This is a genomic window from Nocardia sp. NPDC050717, assembly GCF_040654275.1.
Classification (GTDB): Bacteria; Actinomycetota; Actinomycetes; order Mycobacteriales; family Mycobacteriaceae; genus Nocardia.
Genome location: NZ_JBFAHR010000016.1, coordinates 114,698 through 141,169 on the forward strand (window position 1 = coordinate 114,698; position 26,472 = coordinate 141,169).

The window sequence follows — 26,472 nt, forward strand, 5'->3', positions numbered from 1 at the left end:
GACCGTCACACAGGAGACCGCGCGCGCAACAGATCGTCCATAGCATGAGTCGATGACCCAGAGACGACGATCGGCGCTGCTCGCCCGGCTGGTGGTCGACGAGCCGGGCCGCCCGCAGGTGATCCTCGGCGAATTGCGCAGGGTGATCCTCGACGGGGCCGTGCCGCCGTGCACGGTGATCCCGCTGCGTGAGGTGGCCGAACTGTTCGGCGTGAGCCACATCCCGGTGCGCGAGGCGCTCAAGACGCTGATCGGGGAGGGGCTGGTCACGCACCGTCAGCAACGCGGATATCAGGTGGCCCAGCTCACGGCCCGCGAACTGCGGGAGATGTACATCGTGCGCGACACCCTCGAGACCGCCTCGCTCGCGGCGGCGGCCACCCTCGCCGACGAGGCCGAACGCGCGCATCTGCTCGCCGTGAACGAACTGCTCGAGCGCGCCATCCTCGACGACGATCCGGCGGCGTATCAGCGGCAGTCGCGCAGTTTCCACGTCGCGCTGACCCGCCCGTCGCGGATGTTCCGGCTGCTGCGCATGCTGGAATCGGCCTGGAACATCACCGAACCCGCGCAGCCGATGGTGCACATCGATCGGTGCGACCGCGAACGGCTGCACTCCGACCACATCGCGATGCTGGACGCGTTCCTCGCCCGCGACGTCGACCGCTTGCTCGCGCACGCCGACGAACACCACCGCAGGCTGGAATCGGTCATCGCCACCCTGCCCACCGATACCGGGTTGATCGCGCCGGAAGATATATCTTCGGTGCAATAGGCGGGAAACGGTCGGGAAACCGTGGGGCAACTGCTGATACTTACCGTCAGCGCAGCAGATTCACCCCTTCGGACGGGAACGATCATGACCGACACCATCACCTCCGCCGCGGGTGTTCCCGCCGGTGATCCGCCGAAATACGACCCGCGGCTGACGAACGACGATCTGGCTCCGCTGCGCGAACAACGCTGGGGCACCTACAACATTTTCGCCTTCTGGATGTCGGACGTGCACAGCGTCGGCGGATATGTCACCGCCGGTAGTCTTTTCGCGCTCGGACTGGCGAGCTGGCAGGTGCTGGCGGCTTTGCTCATCGGCATCACCATCGTCTATTTCTTCTGCAATCTGGTGGCGAAACCGAGCCAGGTGACCGGGGTGCCCTATCCCGTGATCTGCCGCAGTGCCTTCGGCGTGCTCGGCGCGAACATTCCCGCCATCATCCGCGGCTTGATCGCGGTGGCCTGGTACGGCATCCAGACCTTTCTCGCCTCGGCCGCGCTGGATGTCGTACTGGTGAAACTGTTTCCGGGCCTGGCGCCCTACGCCGTCACCGCCGACTACGGCTTCCTCGGGTTGTCGCTGCTCGGCTGGGGCAGCTACCTGCTGCTGTGGGTGGTGCAGGCATGCGTGTTCTGGCGCGGCATGGATTCGATCCGGAAATTCATCGACTTCTGCGGGCCCGCCGTCTACGTCGTGATGTTCGTCCTGTGCGGGTATCTGATCGCGAAAGCCGGCTGGGGCGCCATCGACCTGAGCCTGGGCGAGGTGAAGTACACCGGCTGGGCCTCTGTTCCGGTGATGCTCGGCGCGATCGCGCTCGTGGTCTCCTATTTCTCCGGACCGATGCTGAACTTCGGCGACTTCTCTCGCTACGGCAAGAGCTTTCGCGCCGTGAAGGCAGGCAATCTGCTCGGCCTGCCGGTGAATTTCCTGCTGTTCTCGCTGCTGGTCGTGATCACCGCGTCGCTGACGGTGCCCGTCTACGGTGAATTGATCACCGATCCGGTCGCCACCGTCGCCAAGATCGATTCCACCTTCGCGATCGTGCTGGGCGCGCTCACGTTCACCATCGCCACGATCGGCATCAACATCGTCGCCAATTTCATCTCGCCTGCCTTCGATTTCTCGAATGTGAGTCCGCAGCGGATCAGCTGGCGCGCGGGCGGCATGATCGCCGCGGTCGGTTCGGTGGTGATCACGCCGTGGAATCTCTACAACAATCCCGACGTGATCCACTACACGCTCGAGGTGCTCGGCGCGTTCATCGGCCCGCTGTTCGGGGTGCTGATCTGTGACTACTACCTGGTGCGCAAGCAGAAGGTGATCGTCGACGACCTGTTCACCATGTCCGAGCGCGGAACCTATTGGTACCGCAAGGGATATCACCCCGCCGCGATCGTCGCGACCGCGGTCGGCGCCGTCGTCGCGGTGTTCCCGGTGCTGTTCAACAGCCTGCGGGGTATGCACACCGCCGCCCAGTACAGCTGGTTCATCGGCTGCGGCGTCGGATTCGCCACCTACTACCTGCTGACCGCGGCCAAGCGCGCGGCGGCCACCGAGGAGGTCGGTGCCTGATGCGGATCCGGGTGATCAACCCGAACACCACGCGGGCGATGACCGCGGCGATCGAGCGGTGCGCGCTGGCCGTCGCGGGCCCGGACACGGTGCTCGACGCGGTCACCTCCGAGATGGGGCCCGCCTCCATCGAGAGCCACTACGACGAGGCCATGAGCGTGCCGGGGCTGCTGGCGGCGATCCGGCGCGGGGAGGCCGAGGGCGTGGACGGCTACGTCATCGCCTGCTTCGGTGATCCGGGGCTGGACGCCGCGAGGGAGCTGGCCGCGGGCCCGGTGATCGGGATCGCGGAAGCGGCGATGCACACCGCCAGCCACCTGGGCCGCGGCTTCAGCGTGGTGACCACGCTGGGCCGGACCGCGGGACGCGCCGCCGACCTCGCCGACCGCTATGGGATGGGACGGTTCTGCCGGGGCATCCACGCCTGCGAACTGCCGGTGCTCGCGCTCGACACCGACCCGGACGCGCGCAAGATCGTCACCGAGGCCTGCCGGGCGGCGGTCGCGGCCGACGGGTCCGACGCGGTCGTCCTCGGCTGTGCCGGCATGGCCGAGTTGTGCGCGCACATCCGTGACGAGATCGGGGTGCCGGTGATCGACGGTGTCGCGGCGGCGACGCTGACCGTGCGGTCGCTGCTCACCCTCGGCCTGCGCAAGTCGGGCAGGGGAGAGTTCGCGGCGCCGCCGCCGAAGACCTACACCGGGACGCTGGAATCGTTCGGTTCGTAGGGGTCAGACGCCGACGGCCGCGGGGGAGAGGGCACGCAGCACGCTGTCGAGGTCGTCGACATCGACGACCAGGCGCGTGAAATCGGGACCGTCCAGGTCGATCCGCACCGCGTTGCCGCCGAAGGTGGTGTCCCAGAACTCTTTCCGGCCCTTGCCGCGGTACACGCCCGCGGCGATCACGCCGGGGATGAAGGTGCCCGGCGCGCGTACCCACGGCGGCCGCAGGTCCACCTCGGCCGGGGTGATGCCGGTGATGGCGGCGCGGTCGATCACGACCTGCTGCCGCAGGGCGAGCAGGCGATGTCCACCGAGCACGTTGACCGTCACCGTGTTGCCGTCGATCTCGACCTCGACCATCGCTACCTCGCTCACCTTCGCGGAAATGTTTCCCTGTTCAGGTTCGGCGGCGGGCCTGTTCTGCGACTGTGGCGACCCTGTGAGTTCGCCAAGAACCAGAACCATCGAGAAATGTAGATATGCGCATCTATCCAATTGCCGCCTTTCGGGGTCAGGCGGACACCGCACGGTCCGAGAAAAGGCAAGGACGGCCGGGGCTAGGCCTGGGCCGCGAGATGGGCACGCTCGGCGATCTCGAGTACCTCGGCCAGCCACGGGGTGTACTTCGCCGGCTTCGCGGCAAGATCGGCGCGCAGGGACGCGGGGGAGACCCAGGCCCAGCCGCCGACCTCGGCGGGGTCGGGGCGTGGGACCGCGTCGGTCCGGCCGATCAGGACATGGTCGTATTCGTGTTCGACCCGCCCCGTGGACTCGTCGCCCGCGCGGTAGCGAAAGGCGCCGACCTCGCCGAGGTCGGCGGTGAGTCCGAGTTCCTCGCGCAGCCGGACCGCGGCGGCCTCGACCACCGGCTGACCGGGCGCCGGGTGCCCACAGCAGGTGTTGGCCCACTGCAGCGGGAACCGGGTCTTGACCGCCGCGCGCTGCTGGACGAGGACCCGGCCGTCCCGATCGAACAGCAGGACCGAGAAGGCGCGGTGGAGCGTGCCCGGTGGCCGATGGGCATCGGCCACCGAGCACGCTCCGATCGCGGCGCCGGTGTCGTCGACCAGCTCCACGAGCAGGGCTTCGCGGTCGGACGAGGGGTCGGCGGGCGATTCGGTCACCTGGCCACCTTATCGGCGACGATCAGCAGGTACTGGAAGCTCCCCTCGCGGTAGGCGGTGAGGAACGGCTGCTCGACGCCGGTGGCGAGCTCGGAGTGCGTGCGCAGCTCCCAGTACGGGATGGTGTCGGGGGTGAGGTCGACCACGGTGGTCGGGACGAGGCCGTTGTCGGACAGTGCCCGGAAGTACTCGCTGCGCGGATGGATCATGCAGCCGTAGTGCGCGTCGATCCAGCTGACCGAGGCCGAGCGCCCGCCGGTGACGTCGTTGGAGCAGCCGGTGATGCAGACGTAGCGGCCGCCGGGTTCGAGCAGCCGGGCGAACTCGTCGTACAGGTCGAACAGGTCGACGTACATGGTGGTCTCGTTGGTCCAGATCGCGCGCGCCGACTCGTCGGGGAAGCCGGTGTCGAGCATGTTCCGGAAGTGGAACCGCACCCGGTCGCTCACGCCGCGGGACGCGGCCTGGTCGTTGGCGAAGCCGACCTGGTACTCGGAGATGGACACACCGTCGACCTGGCAGCCGAAGCGTTCGGCGGCCATGAAGCTGGTGCCGCCCCGCCCTGACCCGCCGTCCACGACCCGGTCCGCGGTCTGCACCGAACCGAGATTGTCGAGCAGGAATTCGGCCTGGGCGGTCTCGAGCCGGTGCAGCTCCCGCACGATCCGGTCCTGCCTGGTCTCCTCGGGGCCGTCGAGCACCGACCAGTCGGGCTCGCCGATGCCGTAGTGGTGGTGGTAGAGCCCGTCGACCTCGCCCAGTTTGGTGTTGACCCGGTCGTCGTTCGGATTGTTGTTCCAGTAGGCGGCGACGGAACGCTGATAGGTGGTGCGCAGGACGGAGGTGTCGGTGTGCGGGTTCGCGATGGTCATCGGTCGTCCTCTCCTGGTGCGATGTCGTGGTAGCGGCGGCTGTCGGCGTGCCAGGCGCGGTTGCCACCCATCCAGGCCCACAGGCCGGTCAGGAAGCGGCGCAGTTCGGGTGAGCCCGCGGCGGCGAGCGGGGCGGCCTCGCGTTCGAACCGGTGCATCAGCTCGTCGTGGATCTCCGCGGTCCGCAGCACCGCCTCGCCGCGGCTGCAGGTGTCCTCGGCGGCCAGGACCGTCGGCAGGTTGAACTCCCTGCCGTCGGAAAGGTCCTCGCGCGCCATCGAATACAGGTCGTTCACCATCTGGGCGGCCAGCGCTGCGGTGGTGACCACCCGCCGGACCGGCGGGTCGGTGTACTCGGCGGCGCCGAGTTCGTACCCACCGAGTGCGTCGATCGGCGCCATGCACGGCAGGAAGCTGTGCGGTTGCCGGTTGGTCAGGTATTCCCAGACCGGTGGCATGCGGCCCGCGGTGCGCCAGCCCACCTCGGCGCCGAGCGCGATGAACCAGCCCGCGATCTCGGTGCGTAACCTGGCCAGCTGCGCCGGGCTCGCATACCCCGCCAGGTGCGCGAACGAGGTGCGGAACGCGCGCAGGATCGGATCGGACTGCATGGCCAGTTCGAGCCGGGGCGCGTACCGCGCGGGCAGGTGGGCGGGATCCATGGCGGCGGCGGCGAGTTCGAGTCGTGGCCCCAGCTCGGCCGCGGCGCTGGACGGGGTGCCGTCGGGTGCGGTGTCGCCAGGGGCGTCCTCCTCGCAGTAGTAATCGTCGACCGACCATTCGGCCACCGCGCAACGGGCGGCGGCCAGCAGGCGGTCGGGATCGTCGCAGTCGGGGTGGGCGAGCATGATCAGGCGGCCGAAATCGGCCTTGCCGAGCTCGTCGAGCCTGCCCTCGTAGAGGCCGATCTGGGCGGCCCAGGCGAGCAGGCCGGCGTTGACGGCCTCGGCCAGCGCGGGGTCGTCGCGTTCGGGTGGTGGGCAGTAGAGCGTCGGAATCCGCTGTGGCGCACCGGTGGTCGGTGCGACGGCGAGGCGCGGGGTCGGGCGCAGGGCGGTGGTGCCGATGCCCGTCGGCCCGAGCAGATGCCGCGGGCCTGCCGCCGCCGGGCGCGGCGAAACCCGCTGGGGGAGTGGCGATGCGGACGCGCTCCGCCGGGGGAACAGGTCGGCGGGCGCGTTCGCGCCGTGCAGCAGCGCGGCCACGGTGCCCGCGAGCTCGGTGTTCGCCCGCGGTGCCGCCAGCCTGGTCAGGATCGACACGGTCCGCGCCGATCAGTCGGCCCGGCGCGCGACGAGGACGTCGTCGAGCACACCGAGCGCGTCGGGAACCAGGACGGCGGCCGAGTAGTAGCAGCTCACCAGGTAGGACATGATCGACTGGTCGTCGATCTGCTTGAACCGCACATTGAGGCTCGGCTCGTACTCGTCGGGGATGCCGGTCTGGTGCAGCCCGACCACGCCCTGGTCCTGTTCGCCGATGCGCATCGCCATGATGGAGGTGGTCTGGGTGCCGCTCACCGGAATCTTGCCGCACGGCAGCATCGGCACCCCGCGCCAGCCCGGCACCCGATGGCCCTGGAATTCCACCGGGTCGGGATACAGTCCGCGCCGCGAACATTCGCGCCCGAACGCGGCGATCGCCTTCGGGTGCGCGAGGAAGAACTTCGTCCCGCGCCGCATGCTCAGCAGTTCGTCGAGGTCGTCGGGGGTCGGCGGGCCGGATTCGGTGGTGATGCGCTGCTTGAGGTCGCAGTTGTGCAGCAGGCCGAATTCCGGATTGTTCACCAGGTCGTGCTCGCGCCGCTCGTAGAGTGCCTCGACGGTGAGCCGCAGCTGCTGGTCGACCTGATTCATCGGGTCGTTGAACAGGTCGGCGACGCGGGTGTGGATCCGCAGCACGCTCTGGGCCAGGCTCAACTCGTACTGGCGTGGGCTGGCGTCGTAGTCGACGAAGGTGCCCTCGAGCAGGGGTTCCCCGGAGTGGCCGGAGGCGATCTCGATATCGGCCTCGCCTTTGGAATTCTGCGCCCGATCCGGTGTCTGCGCGGCCTCGGTGCGAATGCGGGCGAGTTCGGGATTCGTGTCCAGGAATTGTTCGAACGATTCCCTGGAGAGACTGAGAATAGTGGTTCTGGTGACCGTCTTGACGGTGTCCGGCCAGATCGCCGATTCGTCGGTGAGCATCTCGTCGCCGTAATAGTCGCCACCGGAGAGCAGGCCCAGTTTCGTCGCCTCGCCGTATTCGCCGGAGCCGAGCCGGGCGAGCTTTCCGTGGACGACGAGAATCACCTGATCCATCGGATTGCCGAATTCGGCGACGACGGATCCCGGGTCGAGATCGTATTGCACGAAATTGTCGGCGAGTGGGCGCAGCAGCGCGTCGTCCTCGACGGCGCGCAGGGCCGGGAGTTCGCGCAATTCCTGCGGGATCACCCGGGCCCGGGAACCGTCGACGACGAATTCGACTTCGCCGTTGCCGACGGTGTGGGTGAGCCGGCGGTTGACGCGGTACACACCGCCCGCGACCTGTACCCAGGGCAGCGCGCGGGACAGCCAGCGCGAGCTGATGCCCTGCATCTGCGGTTCGGATTTGGTGGTGTGCGCCAGCTTCTGGGCGGCGCTGGTACTGAGACTCTTGCGCACGGAATTGTCTGTGGGCAGCGGCATTTCGATGGTCATGAGTTCCTCACCTCGAAGCGTTTTTCGGCACGGCCGATCGACCTGTTCGGCGCGACACTGCGCGACAGGTCGGGGGGTGGGCAACGATGCGAATCGAATGGTCCTGCGCGGAGGGAAACCGGGCGTGTGAAACGGTGTTACACGAAATCGAATGCGTGTCAGTACGTTCCGGACGCCATCGATCGTAGGTCGCCGGGACCGTCGCGCGCGGCCGAATTCGGAAAACATGGCTGTGACCGGGAGATCCGTTGTGCGGGAGGTGATTGCGGGCCGACGAATGTCCTGGGATGAATCGCCGATAGGCGGCGGGATCGTGGGTTCGGTCGTTATCGTCGAAGCATGTTCACCTGGATATACGGGTTACCGATCTGGCTGGACTTCCTCCTCATCACCGGCGTCGCGGTGGGCCTCACGGTCACCGCGATCCTGCTCAGCAGAGGCGCCGTCCAGCGCGCGTTCGGGCCGGAGCCCGGCTGGAACGAGACCGTCACGATGGTGCTCACCGTCGGCGGCGTGTTCTACGGGCTGCTGCTCGGGCTGATCGCGGCCGCCACCTACGAGTCCTACGACGCGGCGCAGGGCCGGGTCGCCGACGAGGCCGCCGCGATCGGCACGCTCTACCGCGAGGTCAGCGCCTATCCCGAGCCCACTCGCGAGATCCTGCGCGCCGATCTCGTCGCCTACACCCGCGACGTGCGCGAGGTCGTCTGGCCCGCGCTCCATCGCGGCGAGGAGCCCATGGGCGGCACCGCCCTGGTGACGCGCTTCCAAGGCCACCTGCTCGCGTTCCGGCCTGCCGACAGCGCCCAGGAGATCGTGCACGCCGCCACCATCGACCAGTTCGCCCGCTTCGACTCCGACCGCAGGCACCGGATCAACGCCACCAAGGGCGGCATCCCCGACGTGCTGTGGTGCACCATCCTGGTCGGCGGCGCGGTGAACCTGGTGTTGCTGTGCCTGTTCTGCCTCGGCCGGCACGCCCACCTCGTGCTCGGCGGGCTGTTCGCCTTCTTCCTCGGCGCCATGATCTTCCTGATCGCCGCGCTGGACTATCCGTTCCGCGGTGATCTGAGCGTCAGCAGCGAGCCGTTCGACAGCGTCTACGCCAACGTGATGAGCCCCTGACCGGCGGTTGTGAGGTGAATCGCCGCAACATGCGGCCTGTCACAGCCGACACATAATGGAGGTCCGGTGTGGTTAGCTCATATGAGCACATCGGGGTGTGTGAGGTGTGTCACTGTCAGCAAGGTGGGAATGGTGGATTTCAGTCCAAGAGGTGTGGTCGGTTCGGTGCAGCGGTTGCTGGCTACCGCGCAGAACGGGCTGGAGGTGATCCGCTTCGGCGGATTGTCGCACGATGTCGAGTCCTCGCCCTTCGAGGTCGTCGAGCGACGACGCATGTACCGGCTGCGGCACTACTTCCCCGACGACAAGTCGGCGGGCCGTCCGGTGGCGCTGCTGGTGCCGCCGTTGATGGTCAACGCCGACATCTGGGACGTGAACGCGGCGGGCGGGGCCGTCGGCATCCTGCACGCCAGCGGAATCGATTGCTGGGTGGTCGATTTCGGTTCTCCCGCGACCGAGGAGGGCGGCTGGGAACGCGACCTGGCCGACCACGTGCTCGCGGTGAACTCGGCCATCGACACCGTCTGCGAGGCCACCGGCGCGCAGGTGCACCTGATGGGGTACTCGCAGGGCGGCATGTTCGCCTACCAGACCACGGCCTACCGCTACGGCAAGGGCGTCGCCTCCATCGTCACCTTCGGCAGCCCGGTCGACATCGTCGCGGGCATGCCGTTCGGGCTGCCCTACGGCATGGTGTCGGAGGTCGCCGACTTCCTGGCCGACCACGTGATGCACCGGCTGCCGATCACCGAGTCGATGGTGCGCATCGGATTCCAGATGCTCGACCCGGTCAAGACCGCGAAGTCGCGCATCGATTTCCTGCTGCAGCTGCACGACCGGGAAGCGTTGCTGCCGAAGGAACGTCAGCGTCGCTTCCTCAACAGCGACGGCTGGGTGGGGTACTCCGGTCCCGCGGTCGCCGATCTGCTCAAGCAGTTCGTCGCGCACAACCGGATGATGCTCGGCGGCTTCGTCATTCGCGATCACCCGATCTCGCTGGCCGAGCTGCGGTGCCCGATCCTGGCGTTCGTCGGCGAGGTCGACGACATCGGCCAGCCGGCCGCCGTGCGCGGCATCGTGCGCGCCGCGCCCAACGCCGAGGTCTACGAGGCCAGCCTCGTGGCGGGGCACTTCGGGCTCGTCGCCGGATCGATGGCGACCAACCACACCTGGCCGATGGTGCGCGACTGGATCACCTGGATGGAGGGCAACGGCACGCTGCCCGAGCAGATCGTGCCCATGCGCGAACACGTCGCCTCGAACGCGCCGCGCACCGCCGCGACCCGCGTGGTGCACACCGCCGCGACCCTGGCCGAGGCCGGCGCCGGCGTCGGCAAGGCCCTGGAGGGCATCGCCAGCAACACCATTCGCGGCTCCGTCGAGATCGCGGGGGAGGCCGCGCGCGCCCTGCCGCGTCTGACCCGGCTCGGCATGATCCAGCCGCACACCCGCATCTCGCTCGGCAAGCTGCTCAGCGAGCATGCCAAGCGGGCGCCGCAGAAGGACCTGTTCCTCTTCGACGACCGGGTGCACACCAACGCCGCGGTGGAGGTGCGCATCGACAATGTCGTGCGCGGGCTCATCTCCGTGGGGGTGCGCCCTGCCACCCGGATCGGCGTGGTCATGGAGACCAGGCCCAGCGCCCTGGCCGCGGTCGCCGCGCTCTCGCGCCTCGGCGCGGTCGCGGTACTGCTCGCCCCGGGTGCCGAACTCGCGCACGGGATGGAATTGACCGGCGTGCGGACGCTGATCACCGATCCGGAGAACCTGCGCACCGCCGCCGCGACCGGCGCGCGCGTGCTGGTGCTCGGCGGCGGCGACGCCAGGCAGCTGTCGGTGCCCACCGGCGATCGGGTGATCGACCTCGAGCAGATCGACCCGTCGAAGGTCCGGGTGCCCGCGTGGTACCGGCCCAATCCCGGCCTGGCCCGCGAACTGGCGTTCATCCTCGTCCTCGGCGTCGGCCCCAAGCTCGAGGCCAAGTACATCACCAACCACCGCTGGGCGCTCTCGGCGTTCGGCACCGCGAGCGCGGCCGACCTCGACCGCCGCGACACCGTGTACTGCCTCGCGCCGCTGCACCATTCGTCCGGGCTGCTGGTGAGCCTCGGCGGCGCGATCGCCGGCGGCAGCCGGATCGCGCTGGCCAGGCCGACCGACATGGAGCCGGGCCGGTTCGCCGAGGAGGTGCACCGCTACGGCGTCACCGTCGTCACCTACACCTGGACGATGCTGCGCGACCTGCTCGACGCACAGGTCTTCCCGGCCGGGCACAACCATCCGATCCGGCTGTTCATCGGTTCCGGGATGCCTGCGGGGCTGTGGCGGCGCACGGTCGAACAGTTCGCGCCCGCCCGCGTGCTCGAGTTCTACGCCTCCATCGACGGCGACGTGGTGCTTGCCAATGTCACCGGCACCAAGATCGGCGCCAAGGGGCGGCCGGTGCCGGGCACCGCGCAGGTGGAACTGGTCGCCTACGACCCGGTCACCGAGCAGATCCTGGTCGGCGACGACGGCTTCGCCCGTCGCTGCGTGGACAACGAGCCGGGCCTGCTGCTCGGCAAGTCCGTCGACGTCGGGGACCTGTCCGACGGCGGGCTGCGCGCCGTGTTCCGGGCGGGCGACGCCTGGTGGCCGACGGAGAACATCTTCCGCCGCGACAGCGACGGCGACTACTGGCTGGTCGACCGCCGCGACACGGTGATCCGCACGCCGCGCGGCCCGGTGTTCACCCAGCCGATCGTCGACGTGCTCAACGACATCACCTCGGTCGACATGGAGGTGGCCTACAGCCTGCCGACCCCGTCGGGCAATCTGGCCGCGGCCGCGCTCTGCGTGCGGGCCGGTTTCAAGATCGAGCCGGGCGATGTCACCGAGGCGATGCGGGCGCTGCCCCTCGACCAGCGTCCCGACCTGGTCTACGTCGTCGACGACATCCCGCGCAGCCCCAGTTTCCGGCCCTCGGCCACGGCAGTGCAGGCGGCGGGTCTGCCCAAGCCGGGTCCGAACACCTGGCTCTACGACCGGGAACGCGAGGCCTACGAGGTGCTCACCGACGCGGTGGCCGCCGAACTGTTCGGCGGGAACTGATCGTGCCCGGTGGTGGCCGGGTACGCCCGGCCACCACCGCGCCTCAGACCTGGTATTCGGTGACCGCGTCGACGACGCGGGTGAGCTGAGCCTCGCTCAGCAGCGGCCACAGCGGCAACCGCACGATCGTCGCCGAGAAGTTCGCCGAGCGGGTGCACGGCACCGGCGTGCGGCCGTACTTGAGGCCCGCCGGGCTCGAGTCCAGCGGAATGTAGTGGAACGGCGCCACGATCCCGCGCTCGGCGAGATGGGCGATGAGGCCGTCGCGGCTGTCCTCGGTGGGCATCCGCAGGTAGAACAGGTGCGCGGTGTGACCGCGGTCGGCGGGCACCGTCATCGGGCGGATGTCGTTGCGGGCGGCCCAGTCCGGCAGCGCGGCGGCGTAGGTGTCCCACACACGGTGCCGCTGCGCCTGGATGGTGTCGAACTCGGCCAGCTGCGCGTCGAGCACCGCGGCGTTGAGTTCGCTGGGCAGGTAGCTCGAGCCGATGTCCTGCCAGGAGTACTTGTCCACCTGGCCGCGCAGGAAGCGGGCCCGGTCGGTGCCCTTCTCCCGCATGATCTCCGCGCGGCCCATCAGGATCTCGTCGGAGAGCAGCAGCGCGCCGCCCTCACCGCAGTGCACGTTCTTGGTGTCGTGGAAGCTCTGGGTGCCCAGCGTGCCGATGGTGCCGAGCTGCCTGCCGCGCCAGGTGCCGCCGAGGCCGTGCGCGTTGTCCTCGATGATCGCCACCCCGTGCTGCGCGGCGAGCTCGAGCAGGGGCGCCATGTCGGCGGCGACACCGCCGTAGTGCATGACCACGATCGCCTTGGTGCGGTCGGTGATCGCGGCCGCGGCGGCCGCCGGGTCGATGTTGCCGGTGGTGTCGTCGATGTCGACGAACACGCACGTCGACCCGCGCAGCGCCATCGCGGTGGCCGCGGAGGTGAACGCGAAACTCGGGACGATGACCTCGTCCTCGGGGCCGAGTTCGAGCAGCAGCGCGCCCAGTTCCAGCGCGTGCGTGCACGAGGTGGTGAGCAGCGCGTGGTCGGCGCCGGTGATGGCCTTGATCTTGGCGGTGGCCGACTTGGTGAACTGACCGTCACCGTGACTGTGATCGGAATCGAGCACGGTCAGCAGGTTGGCGCGTTCGGCGGCGGCGCGGAACGGCCTGCTGAAGATGATGCGGTCGCTCACTCGTGGTGATCCTTCTCCGTCGCGGCTGGAATCGGCGCGTGCATCGTATCCGGGCGCGGTGTCGGGCTGTCGACGGTGAGGTAGAGCGGCTTGCCGACCAGGATGTGCAGCGCCACACCGAGATACTCCGCGATCAGGCCGAGCGAGAACAAGATGGCGCCCGAGCACAGCAGCAGCACGACGATGATCGAGGCCCAGCCCTCGGGATCGCTGTTGTCCTGCGTGAGCGCCTGCACGATCACCACCCCGGCCATGATCACCCCCGCCAGGGCCAGGGTCACCCCGAGCATGCTCACCAGGCGCAGACCGCGGGTGCCGCTGCACAGCACCATCTTCCAGAACAGCGAGAACAGGCGGCGATAGTTGTAGCCGGACTCCTCGCGTCCCTCGGCGCGCAGGGTCACCGGCACCTGGACGGCGTTGCCGACCACCCAGGTCAGCGCCACGTCCAGATACACGCCGTTGGCGGCGACCTCGGCGAGCTGGCGGCCGATGTCACCGCGGATCAGCCGGAAGCTCTCGAACCGGGTGGAATCCGGGAACGCGAACACCGTCGCGAGCACGATCTTCGCTCCGCGCGAGGTGAGGTTGCGCAGGAAGCCGTGGGGACGGGTGTTGCTCGGCTTGGAGTACACCAGGTCGGCGCGCGAGGCCAGCGCCGCGTCGAGGAAGTCGGCGATGAAGGCGGGATCGTGCTGGCCGTCCTCGTCCATCGTGACGATCCAGTCGCCGCGCGCCGCCGCCATTCCGGCGATCGTCGCCGCGTCCTGACCGAAGTTGCGGCTCAACCACACCGGACGCACCTGCGGGTAGGAGCCGGCCAGTTCCTGCAGCACCACATCGGAGCGGTCGGGGCCGTTGTCGTGGACGAGGATGATCTCCTCCACCGCGAAGCGGGCGCCCGCCGCCGAGGTCGACGGTCCGGTCAGCCGGTCCAGCTCGGCGACCAGCGCCGCGATCGTCTCCTCGCCCCGGTACACCGGGACCACCACCGACACCGAATGCACCGGGCGCGACCCGTTGCGGTCGGGCGCCCCGGCGGGCAGCACGGCGCCGGGTCGGGACGAATGTGCGGAAGGAATCGGCATCGTCGACTTTCGGTGATGGGAGGCGGTGCGGTGCGGGCCCGGCAGTGGGGGAACTTTAACACTGGGCGGTAGCGCCCGGTGGTGACGCAGGGCACCGTGCGACGGTGCCGTCGGTGCCGCTTACCTGTAGGGTCTGATCCTCGTGGTGGAAAGTAGAACCCCTCCCCGTCGTGCCGTGTACCTGTGGGGCTTGATCACCTCCCTCGGAGTGATCGCGGGCTACGGCGCGGTTCTGCTGGCGAACGCCCGGCACTTCTACACCGACGACACCGAATCCCAGTACGTTCCGCTGTGGGTGATGCTCGGCAGGCGGCTGCGCGACGGCGATCTGCCGGTGATGGTCCCCGAGCACTGGATGGCGGGCAACTACGCCATCGAGGAAGCGGGACTGCTGAATCCGCCGCAGCTGCTGATCGATCTGATCGCGCCGTCGGTCGGCAACCTGGTGCTGTACGCGACCGTGGTGAAGCTGGTCTTCGCGATCATCCTCGGCCTCGGCGTCTACCGGATCTGCCTGGCCTACGGTTCGCGCGTGCAGTGGGCCGCGCTGGCCGGCGTCTCGATCCCGTTCACGGGCTGGCTGCTGTTCTTCGACGAGGCCAGCTGGATGACCGCCTTCACCGGCACCGCGTGGATGGTGCACGCGTGGGCCTCGGGTGTGCGGTACGCGCGCGGTCGGGGTGGGCCGATTCCGGTGTTCGTGTATCTCTACCTGGCGATTTCGGTGCAGTACATCTTCCCCGCGGTCGAGGCGGGGATGATGATCGTCGCGGTCGCCGTGGGTGAACTGATCTATCAGAAGGCCTGGCGGCCCTCACTGAAACTGCTGCTGGTGTCCGGGCTGGCGGCGCTGGCCGGGCTCGCGACCTATCTGCCGAGCATGCTCTCGGCCAAGGTGACCTGGCGTGGCACCGCCCAGATCAACAACGACCAGTTCCTCACCGTGCCGTGGTCGGAATCGCTGAACGCCAGCCTGCCCACGACGCTGCCCGCCTTCACCTCCTGGTGGGGGTACGTGCAGCCGCTGCCGGTGGTCTACATCGCGTGGTTCCTCGTCCCGGCGCTCGCGTTCATCGATTGGGGCAGGGCGCGGGCCGCCTGGCGGGAGCTCAGCGGGATCGCGCTGTTCGCGATCGCCGCGCTCATGTGGACCGCGGGGCCGGGCACCATCGGACCGCTGCGCTGGCCCGCCCGGGTGCTGCCGATGGTGGCGCTGGGCCTGCTGCTGCTGGTGTGCGTCCTGCTGGGCCGCTTCGCGACGTTCAAGGACTGGCGGGCGCGCGGGATCGCGGCGGCCGTGCTGATCGGGTTGCTGTGGGTGCGGTCGTTCTCGGCCGATCCGCACCACTGGCTGTGGCACATCGGCGCCGCGCTGGTGCTCGCCGCGCTCGGCGCGTTGGTGGTGTGGCTCGCGGTGAACAAGGGGACGACGGCGGCGGTGGCGCTGGCCATCGTCGCGGTGTTCCCGATCGCCTATTTCCAGGTCGACCGCGCCCAGCCGACGCCGATGAGCTGGAACCTGCCCAGCGATCGCGGCGCGGCGATGGCGGCGTTCCCCGACTTCGCGGGCACCACGCTGCAACTGGGCGATCGCGGCCTGATCCAGCCGGGGGAGCGCACCCTCGACGGGGCCTATGGCTCGCTGGTGTTCGGCAACTACGCCAAGGACCTCGAACTCACCTACGTCAGCGGATACACGCCGAACGGCCACTACTGGTTCGGTGACATGCTCTGCATGCGCTGGGACACCAGCGTCTGCCCGGACGCCTTCCGGCGCGCGTTCGCGGTCGAACCGTCGACCGGCAAGACGATCGTCGACCTGATGAACATCGATCGCGTCGTCCTGCAGAAGGCGCTCTATCCCGACGCGGGCACCCAGGAAGCGCCCGCGGGCTGGAAGTGGGTCGCCTACCCCGGCCACGAGAAGTACATCGCGGTACTCGAGCGCGAGGACGGCCTGATCTCGACCCGCAACGGCCGGATCTCGGCGGTCCAGGGCGCCACCGCGGTCTCGGTGTCGGAATCCGACACCACCAGCCGGGTGACGGTGAGCTCGGAGACCGGCGGCCGGGTGGTGTTCGCGCGCCTGGGCTGGCCGGGCCACCGGGTCAGCCTCGACGGCAAGGACGTGCCGTTCACGGTGGTGGCCAAGAGCTTCGTCGCCGTCGACATCCCCGCGGGCACCCGCGACGGCGATCTCGAGCTGACCTGGCGCCCACCGGGCTGGAAGATCGGCGGCGCGGCCATCGCGGCGAGCCTGCTCGGGCTCGCGGTGTTCCAGTGGCTGTACCTGCGTGGGCGCAAGCCCGAGGACGAGGAGCCCGCCGCCCCCGCCGCCGAGACCATCCCCGACGGCGACGCCGAACTCGCGGACGCGGTGCGATGACCACCGAGGCGGCGCCCGTCGACGGGGTGCTCGAGACCCCGGGCCCGCTGCTGCGGATCGTCAAGCGCCAGGAATTGGCGTTCGCGATCGTCGGCGGGTTCAACACCCTGCTCGGCATGGCGCTGGCGGTGTTCTGGCTGGGGGTGCTCGGTGACGGCAGGCCCGGGCTCGCGGTCGTCGCCGCCTACGCGGTGAGCACGCTGGTCGCGTTCGTGTTGCACCGCACCCTGGTGTTCCGGGTGCGCGGGCGGCTGCTGCGCGATTTCGTCGCGTTCTGCGGCGTGAACGTCGGCGGCCTGGTGCTCAATGTGGTGCTGGTGGAGGTGGCGGTCACCGGTCTCGGGTTCCCCGCCGCGCCCGCCTCGGTGATCGTCATGGGTCTGGTCGCGGTGCTCAGCTTCTTCGGACACCGCTACATCTCGTTCCGGCGCGCGCGGTAGGTTGGGCGCATGGCGCACGAATCCACCCTCGACGCAACCCTGCTCGGCCTGCTGGCCTGCCCGCAGGACAAAGGCCCCCTGCAGCTGGTCCGCACCGAAGCAGGCGCGAGCGTGCTCTACAACCCGCGACTGCGCCGCGCGTACCCGATCGACAACGGCATCCCCGTCCTGCTGATCGACGAGGCCCGCGACGTCGCCGACGCCGAGCACGAGTTCTTCACCGCCCAGTCCTGAGCGGGACGTCGAGATCGCCGGTCAGATAGCGTTGCACCGACGGGCCGACCGCCGCGACGACCGTCTCGATCGGCATCGAGGCCAGCGGCTCGACCCCGATGATCTTGCGCGCGGTGAGCACCCCCACCATCTGCGCGGCGACCAGCGACACCCGGGCGCGGCCGTCGTCCTCGGCGGTGGCGATCCGCCCGCGCACCCGCTCGAGCACGACCTGGAGCAGGAAGGAACGAGCCAGGCTCATCTCGCCGCCGCCGCCCAACATGCTGCGCACCATGGCGACGATGCCCGGCCCGGCGGGGGAGTCCCACACCGTGACCACCGCGCGCACGATCGTGGCGCCGAGCTCGTCGAGCGGCGCGTCGTCGACCTGGCTCAGCGTCGAGTCGGGGTCGACCGGGAAATCCACCGCCGCCGCGAACAACTGCTGCTTGGTCCCGAAATAGTGGTGCACGAGCGCGGGATCGACGTCGGCGTCGCCCGCGATGGCCCGGATCGAGGTCTTGTCGAAACCGGCGTCGGCGAACCGGATCCGGGCGGCCTCCAGAATCGCCGTCCTGGTGTCGGTGTTGCCGGGCCTGCGTCCGGTGCGGCCGGATCTGGCTGTGCCCGTACCGGATTCGCCGTCGCTCATCGTCTCCTCGTTCCGTCAGGGTGTCCGTCGCCGCAGGGTGGCCGCGCCGAGACACAGGGCCACCACGGCGAACCCGGCGACCACCGCGATGTCGCGCCACATGACGCCGGTCGGCTCCGGGGAGACCGACACCTGCTGCAGCGCGTCGACCGCGTAGCTCAACGGCATCACATTGCTGATCGCCTCCAGCCACCCGGGTAGCCGGTCTCGGGGAACGAGCAGGCCGCACAGGAAGATCTGCGGCGCCACGATCACCGGCATGAACTGCACCGCCTGGAACTCGGTGCGGGCGAACGCGCTGGCCAGCAGGCCGAGCGCGACGCCGCACACCGCGTCGACCATGGCGATCAGCATCACCCAGCCCGGATTGCCCGCGGCTTCGAGCCCGAGCAGCCAGAACGCGACGACGCAGGCGACGGCGGCCTGCGCCGCGGCGGCGAGGGAGAACGCGCTGCCGTAGCCGGCAAGCAGATCCAGCTTGCTCAGCGGCGTGGTGAGCAGTCGCTCCAGCGTGCCCGAGGTGCGCTCGCGCTGCATGGCGATGGCGGTGATCAGGAACATCACGATGAACGGCAGGATGCCGAGCATGGTGATGCCGACCCGGTCGAAGATGGTCAGTGGGGCGTGTGGCGCGCGCGGGGCGTCCTGATAGATGAAGTACAGCAACGTCATCAGCAGGGCGGGCACCACCAGGATCATGGCGACGGTGCGGTGATCGTTGCGCAGCTGGCGCAGGATCCGGCCGGTGGTGGCGGTGTAGGGGCGCAGCGGGGTGCTCATGCGCGCTCTCCCATCGTGATGAGGGTGAGGAAGGCGGTCTCCAGGTTCTGTTCGCCGGTCCGCTCGCGCAGCTCGTCGGGGCTGAGCTGGGCGAGCAGGTCGCCCTCCCGCATGAGCAGCAGCCGGTCGCAGTGCTCGGCCTCGTCCATCACGTGACTCGAGACGAGCAGAGTTGTTCCGGCGGCGGCCAATTCGCGGAACTGCTTCCACAGCTCCACCCGCAGGACCGGGTCGAGCCCGACGGTCGGTTCGTCCAGCACCAGCAGTTCCGGCTTGCCGACCAGCGCGCAGGCGAGCGAGGCCCTGGTCTTCTGCCCGCCCGAGAGCTGGTCGCCGAGCTGGCCCGCGTACTCGGCCAGGCCGACGGCGCCGAGCGCGGCATCGATGTCGTCGCGGCCGCGGCCGTAGAGCGCGGCGTAGTAGGCGACATTGTCGCGGACGCTGATGTCGGCGTAGATGCTCGGCGCCTGGGTGACGTATCCGACCCGGCGGCGCAGCCCGGCACTGCCCGCCGGCTCGCCGAGCACCGTGACGGTGCCCGATTCCACGATCTGCGTGCCCACCACGGCGCGCATCAGGGTGGTCTTCCCGCAGCCGGACGGGCCGAGCAGCCCGGTGATCGAGCCCTGCGGGATGTCGAGCGACAACCCTTGCAGGACAGTGCGTTTCCCGCGGGTGACGGTCAGGCCGTCGACCCGGACGGCTACCGGTGGCGGGGCGGTGTGCGACATGGTCGCCTCAATTCATCGAGTGTTGAATTCACTACGTGATGAATTTAGCGCGACCGCGCCGTCCCGGCAACCCTCAATGCGGGTGGCCGGGTGTCACCGCGGCCTCCTGACCAGGCTCGACGACCATGAACTGGCCCATCATTCCCTGGTCCTCGTGCCAGAGCAGGTGGCAGTGATACATGTACGGCGTGTCCGGATCGGCGGGCCCGTCGAAGCGCAGGGCCACCGTCGCGGTCGTGTTCGGCGGCAGGAAAAGCGTGTCCTTCGGGCCGGTCAGCGCGGGCGGTGGTGGCGCGCCCGCGTAGTCGAGCACCCGGAACTGCACGTCGTGGACGTGGAAGTTGTGCGGCATCCCGTCGACATTGCGGATCACCCACCGCTCGGTGGTGCCCCGCGTCACCGTCGCGTCGATGCGATCCATGGCCATCTTCGCTCCGTTGATCCCGGAGAGGGTGAGGTCGAAGGTGCGTTCGCGGACCGTGTCGGTACCGTCGGGCGTCGCGGGCGAGACCAGGGCGGCGGGCAGGTCGGGGGAGGGACGCAGGGTCGGCGCCGCCCGCAATTCCAGCACGTCGAACCGGTCGTCGCCGCCGGCGAACCTGGTGCCCCAGAAGTCCAGGCCCGCGTCGAGCCGCTCGCTGCGCAGGACCGTGCGCTCACCCGGCCCGACCCGCACCACGATCTCGGCCCGCTCGCCGGGCGAAAGCTGCACGGCGGACAGGGTTTCCGGCCGCGGGAGCAGACCGCCATCGGTCCCGACCAGCGCGAAGGTCCTGCTGTCGTGGAAGGCGAAGGTGTAGATCCGCGCCGTCGAGGCGTTGAGCACGCGCAGGCGCACCAGTTCGTCGCCGATCTCCTGATACGGCGCGAGGGTGCCGTTGACCATGGTGCGGTCGCCGAGGAATCCGACATCGCGGAACAGGCCGTGACCGTCGTCGAGCTGCCCTCGGCGCAGCCGCACGTCCTGCACGATCACCGGGAGATCGTCGACACCATAGGTGTGGGGGAGCGGCAAGGCGTTCGCCACGTCGTCGTCGAGCAGGAACATGCCCGCCAGTCCGCGGCGGACGTGAGCCTCGGTCTCGCCGTGCGGATGCGGGTGGTACCAGAGTGTCGAAGCCGGCTGGGCCACTGTCCATTCCGGCGTCCAGGTCGCGCCGGGCTCGACCATCTGATGCGGTCCGCCGTCCATCTCCGCGGGCAGGTGCATGCCGTGCCAGTGCACGGTCGAGGCTTCCGGTAGCTGGTTGCGGACCCGGACGCGCACCCGCTCGCCGCGGGCGGCCCGCAGGGTGGGGCCGAGGTAACTGCCGTTGAACCCCCAGGTCTCTGTGGCGTTGCCGGACTCGAATTCGGTCGTCCCGGTGCGCATATCGAGGTCGAAGACCCGCGTTCCGTCGTTTTCGACCGTCGAAGGCGCCAGTGGCGGGATGGCGAGCGGTCTGGTGAATTCGGTGGTGCCGACGGTGGAGATGTCCGCGGTCGCCCAGGTCCAGGTCACCAGTCCGGCGATCGTGACCACGAGGGTGAGGGCGAGCGCGCAGGCGCCGAACAGTATCCGGCGCACGAGGCGGAATCGCGAGGGGGGAGCCATGCTCCGACGGTAGGAACCGCCCCCACCTCCGCACATCGGGTTCCAGCCCCCAGCCGACCCTGGTCCGGACCCTGATGATCCGAAGTTTCCGCAGGTCGGAAGCCGATACGGGGAGAAGTGACCTAGGTCACATCGACAGGTTGTCACGTTCGGCCGGGCTCATCTGTCCCATCGGCATCCCATCGAGAAGGAGCGCCGCCATGAACACCACTACCACCACCCACGTCGTCGTCCTGGGCGCCGGGTACACCGGCATGCTGGCCGCGATCCGGCTCGCCCGCCGTACCCGCGAGCTCGGCGTCCGGATCACCCTGGTGAACCCGTCCGCCCGGTTCACCGAGCGGCTCCGCATGCACCAGATCGCCGCGGGCCAGAAGCTGGCGAACCATCACATTCCTGATCTGCTGGACGGCGCCGGTGTCGAATTCGTCCAGGGCAGCGCCACCGCCATCGACCCCGTCGCGCGCCGCGTCCAGGTCGACGGCCACGGCGAACTCGCCTACGACCGGCTGATCTATGCCCTCGGCAGCGGCACCGACACGACCGCGGTCCCCGGCGCCGCCGACCACGCGTGGACCCTGAACGACCCGCGCCGCGCCCACGCGTTCGCCGGTGAGCTCGCCCGGCTCGCCGCGACCGGCGGCACGGTCGCCGTGTGCGGCGGCGGCCTCACCGGCATCGAGGCCGCCGCGGAGATCGCCGAGAGTCATCCCGGCCTGCGCGTCACCCTGATCGGCGCCACCGAGCCGGGCGCGATGATGGGCGACAACGCGCGCGCGTACCTGCACGCGGCGCTGGACCGCCTCGGCATCGTCCGGCGTACCGGTGTCCGGGTCACCAAGGTGCTGCCCGCCGCGGTCGAACTCGCCGACGGCACCCGCGTCGACGCCGACCTGGCCCTGTGGACCAGCGGTGTCCGCGTCTCGCCGCTGGCCGCCACCGCGGGCATCGAGACCGACGAGCGGGGACGGGTGGTGGTCGACCCCACGCTGAAGTCGGTGTCGCACCCCGCGATTCACGCGATCGGTGACGCCGCCGCGGTCCGCCAGGCCTGGGGGCAGATCCACGGCACCTGCCAGAGCGGGTTGCCGACCGCCGCCTACACGGCGGATGTCATAGCCGCCGAATTGCGCGGAAAGCCGGTGCGGCCGTTCCGGTTCGGCTACTTCCACCAGCCGGTGAGCCTGGGGCGCCGCGACGCCGTCATCCAGTTCACCCACGCCGACGACAGCCCGCGCCGGTACTTCCTCACCGGCTGGGCCGCGCGCGCCTACAAGGAGCTGGTCAGCAGCAGCCCGGTGCCGACATTCAAGGCGAGCCGCCGGATGACGATGAAGGTCCAGCTGTCCACCGGCGGCAGGGCCACACGGCTGCCCGCGTGACCGATCCAGCGCACGCGCGCCGAAGGCGGGAGAATGCGTCATGCCTGAACCCGATCCGTTCCTCGAGCACCGCCGGCTGCTGTTCGCGACCGCCTACCGGATGCTCGGCACGGTCACCGACGCCGAGGACGTCCTGCAGGACGCGTGGCTGAAGTGGCACGACACCGATCGCGCTCGCGTCGAACACCCGAAGGCGTACCTGGTCCGCACCGTCACCAACCTGGCGCTGAACCGGCTCACCTCCGCCCAGGCCACCCGCGAGGCCTATGTCGGCCCGTGGCTGCCCGAACCGGTCCTGACCTCACCCGACATCGCCGAGGACACCGCATTGGCCGACACCGTCTCCACCGCGATGCTGGTGGTACTGGAAACCCTCACCCCGGTCGAACGCGCGGTCTTCCTGCTGCGCGAGGTGTTCGGGTACTCGCACGCCGAGATCGCCACGGCGCTCGAGCGACCCGAGCCCACCGTTCGTCAGATCGCGCACCGCGCCAAGAACCACGTGCGCTCGCGCAGGCCGCGCTTCGACACCGACAAGGCCGCCCGCGCCCACGTCACCGAGCAGTTCATGGCCGCCTGCGCCGGCGGCGACCTGAACGCGCTGATGGACCTGCTCGCCCCGGACGTCACCTGCTGGTCCGACGGCGGCGGCGTGGTCACCGCCGCGCGCAGGCCGCTGTACGGGCCCGATCATGTCGCCCGGTGGATCCTCGGCGTCCTGGCGAAACCGTCCTCGGCGGGCGCCGAGCTCAGCGCCGCCGAGATCAACGGCGAGCTGGGCACGCTCATCTCCATCGGCGGCGCGCCCGGTGCCGCCTTCACCTTCGACCTCGTCGACGGCCGCGTGCGGAACCTGCGCTTCCAGGTGAACCCCGGCAAGCTCGCGGGCCTGTACCGGGGGACCGAGCTGCTCGGCTGAGTTCCGCGGTAGGCACAATGGCGGGCGTGTCCGCCCAGGAACTGGCCGTCGATCCGCCCACCGCCGCCCGCAGGCTGCTCGGCGCGGCTCTGTGGTCGGGGCCGGTCGCGCTGCGCATCGTGGAGGTCGAGGCCTACGGCAGCGATCCCGCAGGCCCGTGGCCGGATCCCGCCGCGCATTCCTGGCCGGGACCAACGGCCCGCAACGCGGTGATGTTCGGCCCGGCCGGTCGGCTCTACGTCTATCGTTCCTACGGAATCCACCTGTGCGTCAACGTGACCACGGGCTACGACGGCGAGGCCGGCGCGGTGCTCGTGCGGGCGGCGGAAGTGCTCGACGGCGTCGATCTCGTCCGCGAACGCAGGCCCGCCGCCCGCAAGGACGCCGACCTCGCACGCGGACCGGGCAATGTCGGCAGCGCGCTCGGGATCAACCTGTCCGACTACGGCACCGAGCTGTTCGATCCGTTCTCCGATGTGCGCCTCGAGCTGAAACCGCCTGTGCCACAAGCGGACATCGTCGCAGGCCCCCGTGTCGGCGTCAGCTCGGCCGCCGAGGTGCCGTGGCGGTTCCTGATCCCCTCGCCGGCGGTCTCGGTGTACCGGCGCAGCCCTCGCGCCGCGGCACCGACGACGTAGCGCGAAAAATCTCGCACGGGCAGCGATGAATTCCGCGGCGGCCCTCCGTCCTATCTGTTGAACGCGCCACCGACCCCAGCGCGACCGACCAGAAGGACGAGAGATGACCACCACCACCGCCCACTTCGCCGCCACCACCACTGCCGCGCGCCGCCCCGGCAAGATCCGCAACCGCGTCCTGTGGACCCTGCAGATCGTGCTCGGCCTGTTCTTCATCATCGCCTCGGGCGGCCCCAAGATCGTCATCCCGCACATCCTCATGGCGAACCCGCCGCAGAACATGACCATCCCGATGGGGCTGCTCATCTTCATCGGCGTCGCCGAGGTGGCCGGCGGCATCGGCCTGATGGTGCCGAAGCTGACCGCGCTCGCCGCCGCGGGCCTGTCGCTGCTCACCGTGCTCGCCGCCGCGACGCAGGCCTTCATCGCAGGCATGCCCGGCACGGCGATCTTCCCGCTGGCCCTGGCCGCGATCTTCGCCTGGATCGCCTACGAGCGTCGCGAGAGCATCACCGCGCTGGTGCGATGAGTGACGACTCGACCCGCTGACGATCGCCGGAACCACACGGTTCCGGCGATCATCGGCGTGCCGAGGAAGTTCGGCCTGTTCGCGAGCCCGGATCCGGATGCGCAAAGATGGGCACCGTGACCGGCGACATCTTCGACGAACTGACCTGGCGCGGCCTGATCGCGCAGTCCACCGACCTGGACGAGATGCGGGCGGCCGCCGCGACCGCGCCGCTGACCCTCTATGCCGGCTTCGATCCCACCGCGGCGAGCCTGCACGCGGGTCACCTCGTCCCGCTGCTCGCGCTCAAGCGCTTCCAGCGCGCCGGTCACCGGCCGATCGTCCTCGCGGGCGGCGCCACCGGCCTGATCGGCGACCCGCGCGACGTCGGCGAACGCACCATGAACTCCACCGACACCGTCGCCGAGTGGGCCGGGCGCATCCGCTCCCAGCTCGAACGCTTCGTCGACCTCGACGATTCGCCGACCGGCGCGGTGATCGTCAACAACATGGACTGGACCGGATCGCTGTCGACCGTCGACTTCCTGCGCGACATCGGCAAGCACTTCTCGGTCAACGTCATGCTCGCGCGCGACACGGTCAAGCGGCGGCTCGAGGGCGACGGCATCTCCTACACCGAGTTCAGCTACATGCTGCTGCAGGCCAACGACTACCTGCAGCTGCGCCGCGAACACGGCTGCACGCTGCAGGTCGGTGGCTCGGACCAGTGGGGCAACATCATCGCCGGCGTGGAACTGAACCGCCGCGTCGACGGCGCGCACGTGCACGCGCTCACGGTGCCCCTGGTGACCTCGGCCGACGGCAAGAAGTTCGGCAAGTCCACCGGCGGCGGCAGCCTGTGGCTCGACCCCGAACTCACCAGCCCCTACGCCTGGTACCAGTACTTCGTGAACACCGCCGACGCCGATGTCGTGCGGTACCTGCGCTGGTTCACCTTCCTGAGCCGCGAGGAACTCGACGAACTCGAGCGCGCCACCGCCGAGCGGCCGTTCGCCCGCGAGGCGCAGAAGCGCCTGGCCGCCGAGATGACCACCCTCGTGCACGGCGAAGCCGAGACCCGCGCGGTGGAACTGGCCAGCCAGGCGCTGTTCGGTCGCGGTGATCTGCGCGAACTCCCCGAGTCGACGCTCGGCGCCGCGCTGCGCGAGACCGCGGTCGACGGCAAGGTGGCCGAGGTCGTCCCCGGTGAGCCGAACACGATCGTCGACCTGCTCGTCGCCTCCGGCCTGGCCGAGAGCAGGGGAGCGGCCCGCCGCGTGGTCAACGAAGGCGGGGCGTCGGTGAACAACGAGCGGGTCGCCGACATCGACTGGACGCCGTCGGACGCCGACTACCTGCACGGCCAGTGGCTGGTGCTGCGCCGGGGCAAGAAGAACATGGCCGGCGTCCGACGGATAGCCTGACCATGTCGCGGAGGCCTGAGTCACATCCGTGTGATTCGGGCCGCCGCAGCGCCGATCGCCAGCGCCCTGACCTGCGCAGATCCGCTGCTGTCCAGGCGATTTGACGCGGCGTTATCCGGCGCGTAACTTATTGGAAGTCAGAGCGACACGGACCAACCGGAGAGCGCCTGGCAAGCCCAACAGAGTGACCAGCGTTACGATTGACATCGTCTGGAAGCGAAGTTAGGCTGGAACAGTTGCCCTGCAGACGATCCGGACGAGAGCCGGTGGTTCTGCTTGTGCGTGTGTTCTTTGAGAACTCAATAGTGTGTCGATGAATGTCAGTGCCAATATTATTATTGGTTCCGCTTCTCATACCCCCCGGTTGAGGAGTGGACATTTGAACAACAGCAATCTTTTTGCTGGTGTTCGGCTTGCTAGGTTTTCGGACTCTAGTCTTTAGATTGTTCTGATTCGCTCCTTTTGGGAGTGTTTCGAGAGTCTTCAACGGAGAGTTTGATCCTGGCTCAGGACGAACGCTGGCGGCGTGCTTAACACATGCAAGTCGAGCGGTAAGGCCCTTCGGGGTAC

24 protein-coding genes and 1 rRNA gene are annotated in these 26,472 nt (G+C 69.3%); 14 read left to right on the forward strand and 11 right to left on the reverse strand.

Features of this window, described 5'->3' with window-relative positions; translation table 11 throughout:
- Positions 1–52: 52 nt before the first annotated feature.
- The 3 genes from AB0H56_RS26880 (at position 53) to AB0H56_RS26890 (ending at position 3,078) form a co-directional block, all read left to right on the forward strand.
- Complete coding sequence (locus AB0H56_RS26880; RefSeq protein WP_357168258.1) at positions 53–775, forward strand: GntR family transcriptional regulator; 723 nt, start codon at positions 53–55, stop codon at positions 773–775.
- Between the two features lie 84 nt (positions 776–859).
- Complete coding sequence (locus AB0H56_RS26885; RefSeq protein ID WP_357168260.1) at positions 860–2,350, forward strand: NCS1 family nucleobase:cation symporter-1; 1,491 nt, start codon at positions 860–862, stop codon at positions 2,348–2,350.
- Entirely contained in the window at positions 2,350–3,078 is a 729-nt protein-coding gene (locus tag AB0H56_RS26890) for an aspartate/glutamate racemase family protein (protein ID WP_357168262.1), read from the forward strand. Before AB0H56_RS26885 ends, AB0H56_RS26890 begins: the two co-directional genes overlap by 1 nt.
- Positions 3,079–3,081: 3 nt before the next feature.
- Here AB0H56_RS26890 and AB0H56_RS26895 read toward each other — a convergent pair whose 3' ends face one another.
- The 5 genes from AB0H56_RS26895 to AB0H56_RS26915 all read right to left on the reverse strand — a co-directional run bounded on the left by AB0H56_RS26895 (position 3,082) and on the right by AB0H56_RS26915 (position 7,752).
- Entirely contained in the window at positions 3,082–3,450 is a 369-nt protein-coding gene (locus AB0H56_RS26895) for a hypothetical protein (RefSeq protein WP_357168264.1), read from the reverse strand.
- 182 nt (positions 3,451–3,632) lie between these two features.
- Positions 3,633–4,199: an isopentenyl-diphosphate Delta-isomerase gene (gene idi / locus AB0H56_RS26900; RefSeq protein WP_357168266.1), complete on the reverse strand. Its 567-nt coding sequence runs from the start codon at positions 4,197–4,199 to the stop codon at positions 3,633–3,635.
- Positions 4,196–5,071, reverse strand: a complete 876-nt coding sequence (locus tag AB0H56_RS26905; protein WP_357168268.1) for a geranyl diphosphate 2-C-methyltransferase — start codon at positions 5,069–5,071, stop codon at positions 4,196–4,198. The genes idi and AB0H56_RS26905 overlap by 4 nt, the downstream gene beginning before the upstream one ends.
- On the reverse strand, positions 5,068–6,333 hold the full coding sequence (locus AB0H56_RS26910) for a family 2 encapsulin nanocompartment cargo protein terpene cyclase (RefSeq protein ID WP_357168270.1): 1,266 nt from the start codon (positions 6,331–6,333) through the stop codon (positions 5,068–5,070). The genes AB0H56_RS26905 and AB0H56_RS26910 overlap by 4 nt, the downstream gene beginning before the upstream one ends.
- A 12-nt stretch (positions 6,334–6,345) precedes the next feature.
- Positions 6,346–7,752 (reverse strand): family 2B encapsulin nanocompartment shell protein, encoded by a 1,407-nt coding sequence (locus AB0H56_RS26915; protein WP_357168271.1) that lies wholly within the window; start codon positions 7,750–7,752, stop codon positions 6,346–6,348.
- 339 nt (positions 7,753–8,091) lie between these two features.
- On the opposite strand from AB0H56_RS26915, the gene AB0H56_RS26920 reads away from it, so the two are divergent.
- Both AB0H56_RS26920 and AB0H56_RS26925 read left to right on the forward strand, forming a co-directional pair.
- Positions 8,092–8,877, forward strand: coding sequence for a hypothetical protein (locus tag AB0H56_RS26920; RefSeq protein ID WP_357168273.1), 786 nt, complete (start codon positions 8,092–8,094; stop codon positions 8,875–8,877).
- A 129-nt stretch (positions 8,878–9,006) separates the two neighbouring features.
- Positions 9,007–11,967 (forward strand): AMP-binding protein, encoded by a 2,961-nt coding sequence (locus AB0H56_RS26925; RefSeq protein WP_357168275.1) that lies wholly within the window; start codon positions 9,007–9,009, stop codon positions 11,965–11,967.
- Positions 11,968–12,010: 43 nt separating this feature from the next.
- Here AB0H56_RS26925 and rffA read toward each other — a convergent pair whose 3' ends face one another.
- Both rffA and AB0H56_RS26935 read right to left on the reverse strand, forming a co-directional pair.
- Positions 12,011–13,147 carry a dTDP-4-amino-4,6-dideoxygalactose transaminase gene (gene rffA, locus AB0H56_RS26930; RefSeq protein ID WP_357168277.1) on the reverse strand — a complete coding sequence of 379 codons (1,137 nt, stop codon included), beginning with the start codon at positions 13,145–13,147 and terminating at the stop codon, positions 12,011–12,013.
- Positions 13,144–14,154 (reverse strand): glycosyltransferase, encoded by a 1,011-nt coding sequence (locus tag AB0H56_RS26935; RefSeq protein ID WP_357168309.1) that lies wholly within the window; start codon positions 14,152–14,154, stop codon positions 13,144–13,146. The genes rffA and AB0H56_RS26935 overlap by 4 nt, the downstream gene beginning before the upstream one ends.
- Positions 14,155–14,380: 226 nt before the next feature.
- Here AB0H56_RS26935 and AB0H56_RS26940 point away from each other — a divergent pair, with 226 nt between their 5' ends.
- Genes AB0H56_RS26940 through AB0H56_RS26950 form a run of 3 tightly spaced genes read left to right on the forward strand, consistent with a single transcriptional unit; the run spans position 14,381 to position 17,295 of the window.
- On the forward strand, positions 14,381–16,621 hold the full coding sequence (locus tag AB0H56_RS26940; RefSeq protein WP_357168279.1) for a hypothetical protein: 2,241 nt from the start codon (positions 14,381–14,383) through the stop codon (positions 16,619–16,621).
- A complete protein-coding gene (locus tag AB0H56_RS26945; RefSeq protein ID WP_357168281.1) occupies positions 16,618–17,061 on the forward strand; it encodes a GtrA family protein in 444 nt (147 codons plus the stop codon). The genes AB0H56_RS26940 and AB0H56_RS26945 overlap by 4 nt, the downstream gene beginning before the upstream one ends.
- A gap of 9 nt (positions 17,062–17,070) precedes the next feature.
- Positions 17,071–17,295, forward strand: a complete 225-nt coding sequence (locus AB0H56_RS26950; protein WP_280347962.1) for a Trm112 family protein — start codon at positions 17,071–17,073, stop codon at positions 17,293–17,295.
- Here the strand turns inward: AB0H56_RS26950 and AB0H56_RS26955 are convergent.
- From AB0H56_RS26955 to AB0H56_RS26970, 4 genes are all read right to left on the reverse strand, one after another.
- A complete protein-coding gene (locus tag AB0H56_RS26955) occupies positions 17,279–17,926 on the reverse strand; it encodes a TetR family transcriptional regulator (RefSeq protein WP_357168283.1) in 648 nt (215 codons plus the stop codon). The two genes, AB0H56_RS26950 and AB0H56_RS26955, sit on opposite strands and share 17 nt — an antisense overlap.
- A 15-nt stretch (positions 17,927–17,941) precedes the next feature.
- Complete coding sequence (locus AB0H56_RS26960; RefSeq protein WP_357168285.1) at positions 17,942–18,706, reverse strand: ABC transporter permease; 765 nt, start codon at positions 18,704–18,706, stop codon at positions 17,942–17,944.
- A complete protein-coding gene (locus AB0H56_RS26965) occupies positions 18,703–19,437 on the reverse strand; it encodes an ABC transporter ATP-binding protein (RefSeq protein ID WP_357168287.1) in 735 nt (244 codons plus the stop codon). The genes AB0H56_RS26960 and AB0H56_RS26965 overlap by 4 nt, the downstream gene beginning before the upstream one ends.
- A gap of 73 nt (positions 19,438–19,510) precedes the next feature.
- Complete coding sequence (locus AB0H56_RS26970) at positions 19,511–21,031, reverse strand: multicopper oxidase domain-containing protein (protein WP_357168289.1); 1,521 nt, start codon at positions 21,029–21,031, stop codon at positions 19,511–19,513.
- 200 nt (positions 21,032–21,231) lie between these two features.
- Between AB0H56_RS26970 and AB0H56_RS26975 the strand changes: the two genes are divergently transcribed.
- The 6 genes from AB0H56_RS26975 to AB0H56_RS27000 all read left to right on the forward strand — a co-directional run.
- Positions 21,232–22,413, forward strand: a complete 1,182-nt coding sequence (locus AB0H56_RS26975) for an FAD-dependent oxidoreductase (protein ID WP_357168291.1) — start codon at positions 21,232–21,234, stop codon at positions 22,411–22,413.
- Between the two features lie 40 nt (positions 22,414–22,453).
- Positions 22,454–23,332: an RNA polymerase sigma-70 factor gene (locus AB0H56_RS26980; protein ID WP_357168293.1), complete on the forward strand. Its 879-nt coding sequence runs from the start codon at positions 22,454–22,456 to the stop codon at positions 23,330–23,332.
- 17 nt (positions 23,333–23,349) lie between these two features.
- A complete protein-coding gene (locus AB0H56_RS26985) occupies positions 23,350–23,970 on the forward strand; it encodes a DNA-3-methyladenine glycosylase (protein ID WP_357168295.1) in 621 nt (206 codons plus the stop codon).
- Between the two features lie 103 nt (positions 23,971–24,073).
- Positions 24,074–24,499 carry a DoxX family protein gene (locus AB0H56_RS26990; RefSeq protein WP_357168297.1) on the forward strand — a complete coding sequence of 142 codons (426 nt, stop codon included), beginning with the start codon at positions 24,074–24,076 and terminating at the stop codon, positions 24,497–24,499.
- Between the two features lie 116 nt (positions 24,500–24,615).
- Positions 24,616–25,902 carry a tyrosine--tRNA ligase gene (gene tyrS, locus AB0H56_RS26995; RefSeq protein ID WP_357168311.1) on the forward strand — a complete coding sequence of 429 codons (1,287 nt, stop codon included), beginning with the start codon at positions 24,616–24,618 and terminating at the stop codon, positions 25,900–25,902.
- Between the two features lie 483 nt (positions 25,903–26,385).
- Positions 26,386–26,472, forward strand: a 16S ribosomal RNA gene (locus AB0H56_RS27000); the annotation flags it as partial.

What these genes read in the sequence shown, in the direction of transcription:
- AB0H56_RS26880 (WP_357168258.1), top strand. Translation starts at nt 53, where the DNA reads ATGACCCAGAGACGACGATCGGCGCTGCTCGCCCGGCTGGTGGTCGAC.
- AB0H56_RS26885 (WP_357168260.1), top strand. Translation starts at nt 860, where the DNA reads ATGACCGACACCATCACCTCCGCCGCGGGTGTTCCCGCCGGTGATCCG.
- AB0H56_RS26890 (WP_357168262.1), top strand. Translation starts at nt 2,350, where the DNA reads ATGCGGATCCGGGTGATCAACCCGAACACCACGCGGGCGATGACCGCG.
- AB0H56_RS26905 (WP_357168268.1), bottom strand. Translation starts at nt 5,071, where the DNA reads ATGACCATCGCGAACCCGCACACCGACACCTCCGTCCTGCGCACCACC.
- AB0H56_RS26915 (WP_357168271.1), bottom strand. Translation starts at nt 7,752, where the DNA reads ATGACCATCGAAATGCCGCTGCCCACAGACAATTCCGTGCGCAAGAGT.
- AB0H56_RS26920 (WP_357168273.1), top strand. Translation starts at nt 8,092, where the DNA reads ATGTTCACCTGGATATACGGGTTACCGATCTGGCTGGACTTCCTCCTC.
- AB0H56_RS26925 (WP_357168275.1), top strand. Translation starts at nt 9,007, where the DNA reads ATGGTGGATTTCAGTCCAAGAGGTGTGGTCGGTTCGGTGCAGCGGTTG.
- AB0H56_RS26945 (WP_357168281.1), top strand. Translation starts at nt 16,618, where the DNA reads ATGACCACCGAGGCGGCGCCCGTCGACGGGGTGCTCGAGACCCCGGGC.
- AB0H56_RS26950 (WP_280347962.1), top strand. Translation starts at nt 17,071, where the DNA reads ATGGCGCACGAATCCACCCTCGACGCAACCCTGCTCGGCCTGCTGGCC.
- AB0H56_RS26955 (WP_357168283.1), bottom strand. Translation starts at nt 17,926, where the DNA reads ATGAGCGACGGCGAATCCGGTACGGGCACAGCCAGATCCGGCCGCACC.
- AB0H56_RS26960 (WP_357168285.1), bottom strand. Translation starts at nt 18,706, where the DNA reads ATGAGCACCCCGCTGCGCCCCTACACCGCCACCACCGGCCGGATCCTG.
- AB0H56_RS26965 (WP_357168287.1), bottom strand. Translation starts at nt 19,437, where the DNA reads ATGTCGCACACCGCCCCGCCACCGGTAGCCGTCCGGGTCGACGGCCTG.
- AB0H56_RS26970 (WP_357168289.1), bottom strand. Translation starts at nt 21,031, where the DNA reads ATGGCTCCCCCCTCGCGATTCCGCCTCGTGCGCCGGATACTGTTCGGC.
- AB0H56_RS26975 (WP_357168291.1), top strand. Translation starts at nt 21,232, where the DNA reads ATGAACACCACTACCACCACCCACGTCGTCGTCCTGGGCGCCGGGTAC.
- AB0H56_RS26980 (WP_357168293.1), top strand. Translation starts at nt 22,454, where the DNA reads ATGCCTGAACCCGATCCGTTCCTCGAGCACCGCCGGCTGCTGTTCGCG.
- AB0H56_RS26985 (WP_357168295.1), top strand. Translation starts at nt 23,350, where the DNA reads ATGGCGGGCGTGTCCGCCCAGGAACTGGCCGTCGATCCGCCCACCGCC.
- AB0H56_RS26990 (WP_357168297.1), top strand. Translation starts at nt 24,074, where the DNA reads ATGACCACCACCACCGCCCACTTCGCCGCCACCACCACTGCCGCGCGC.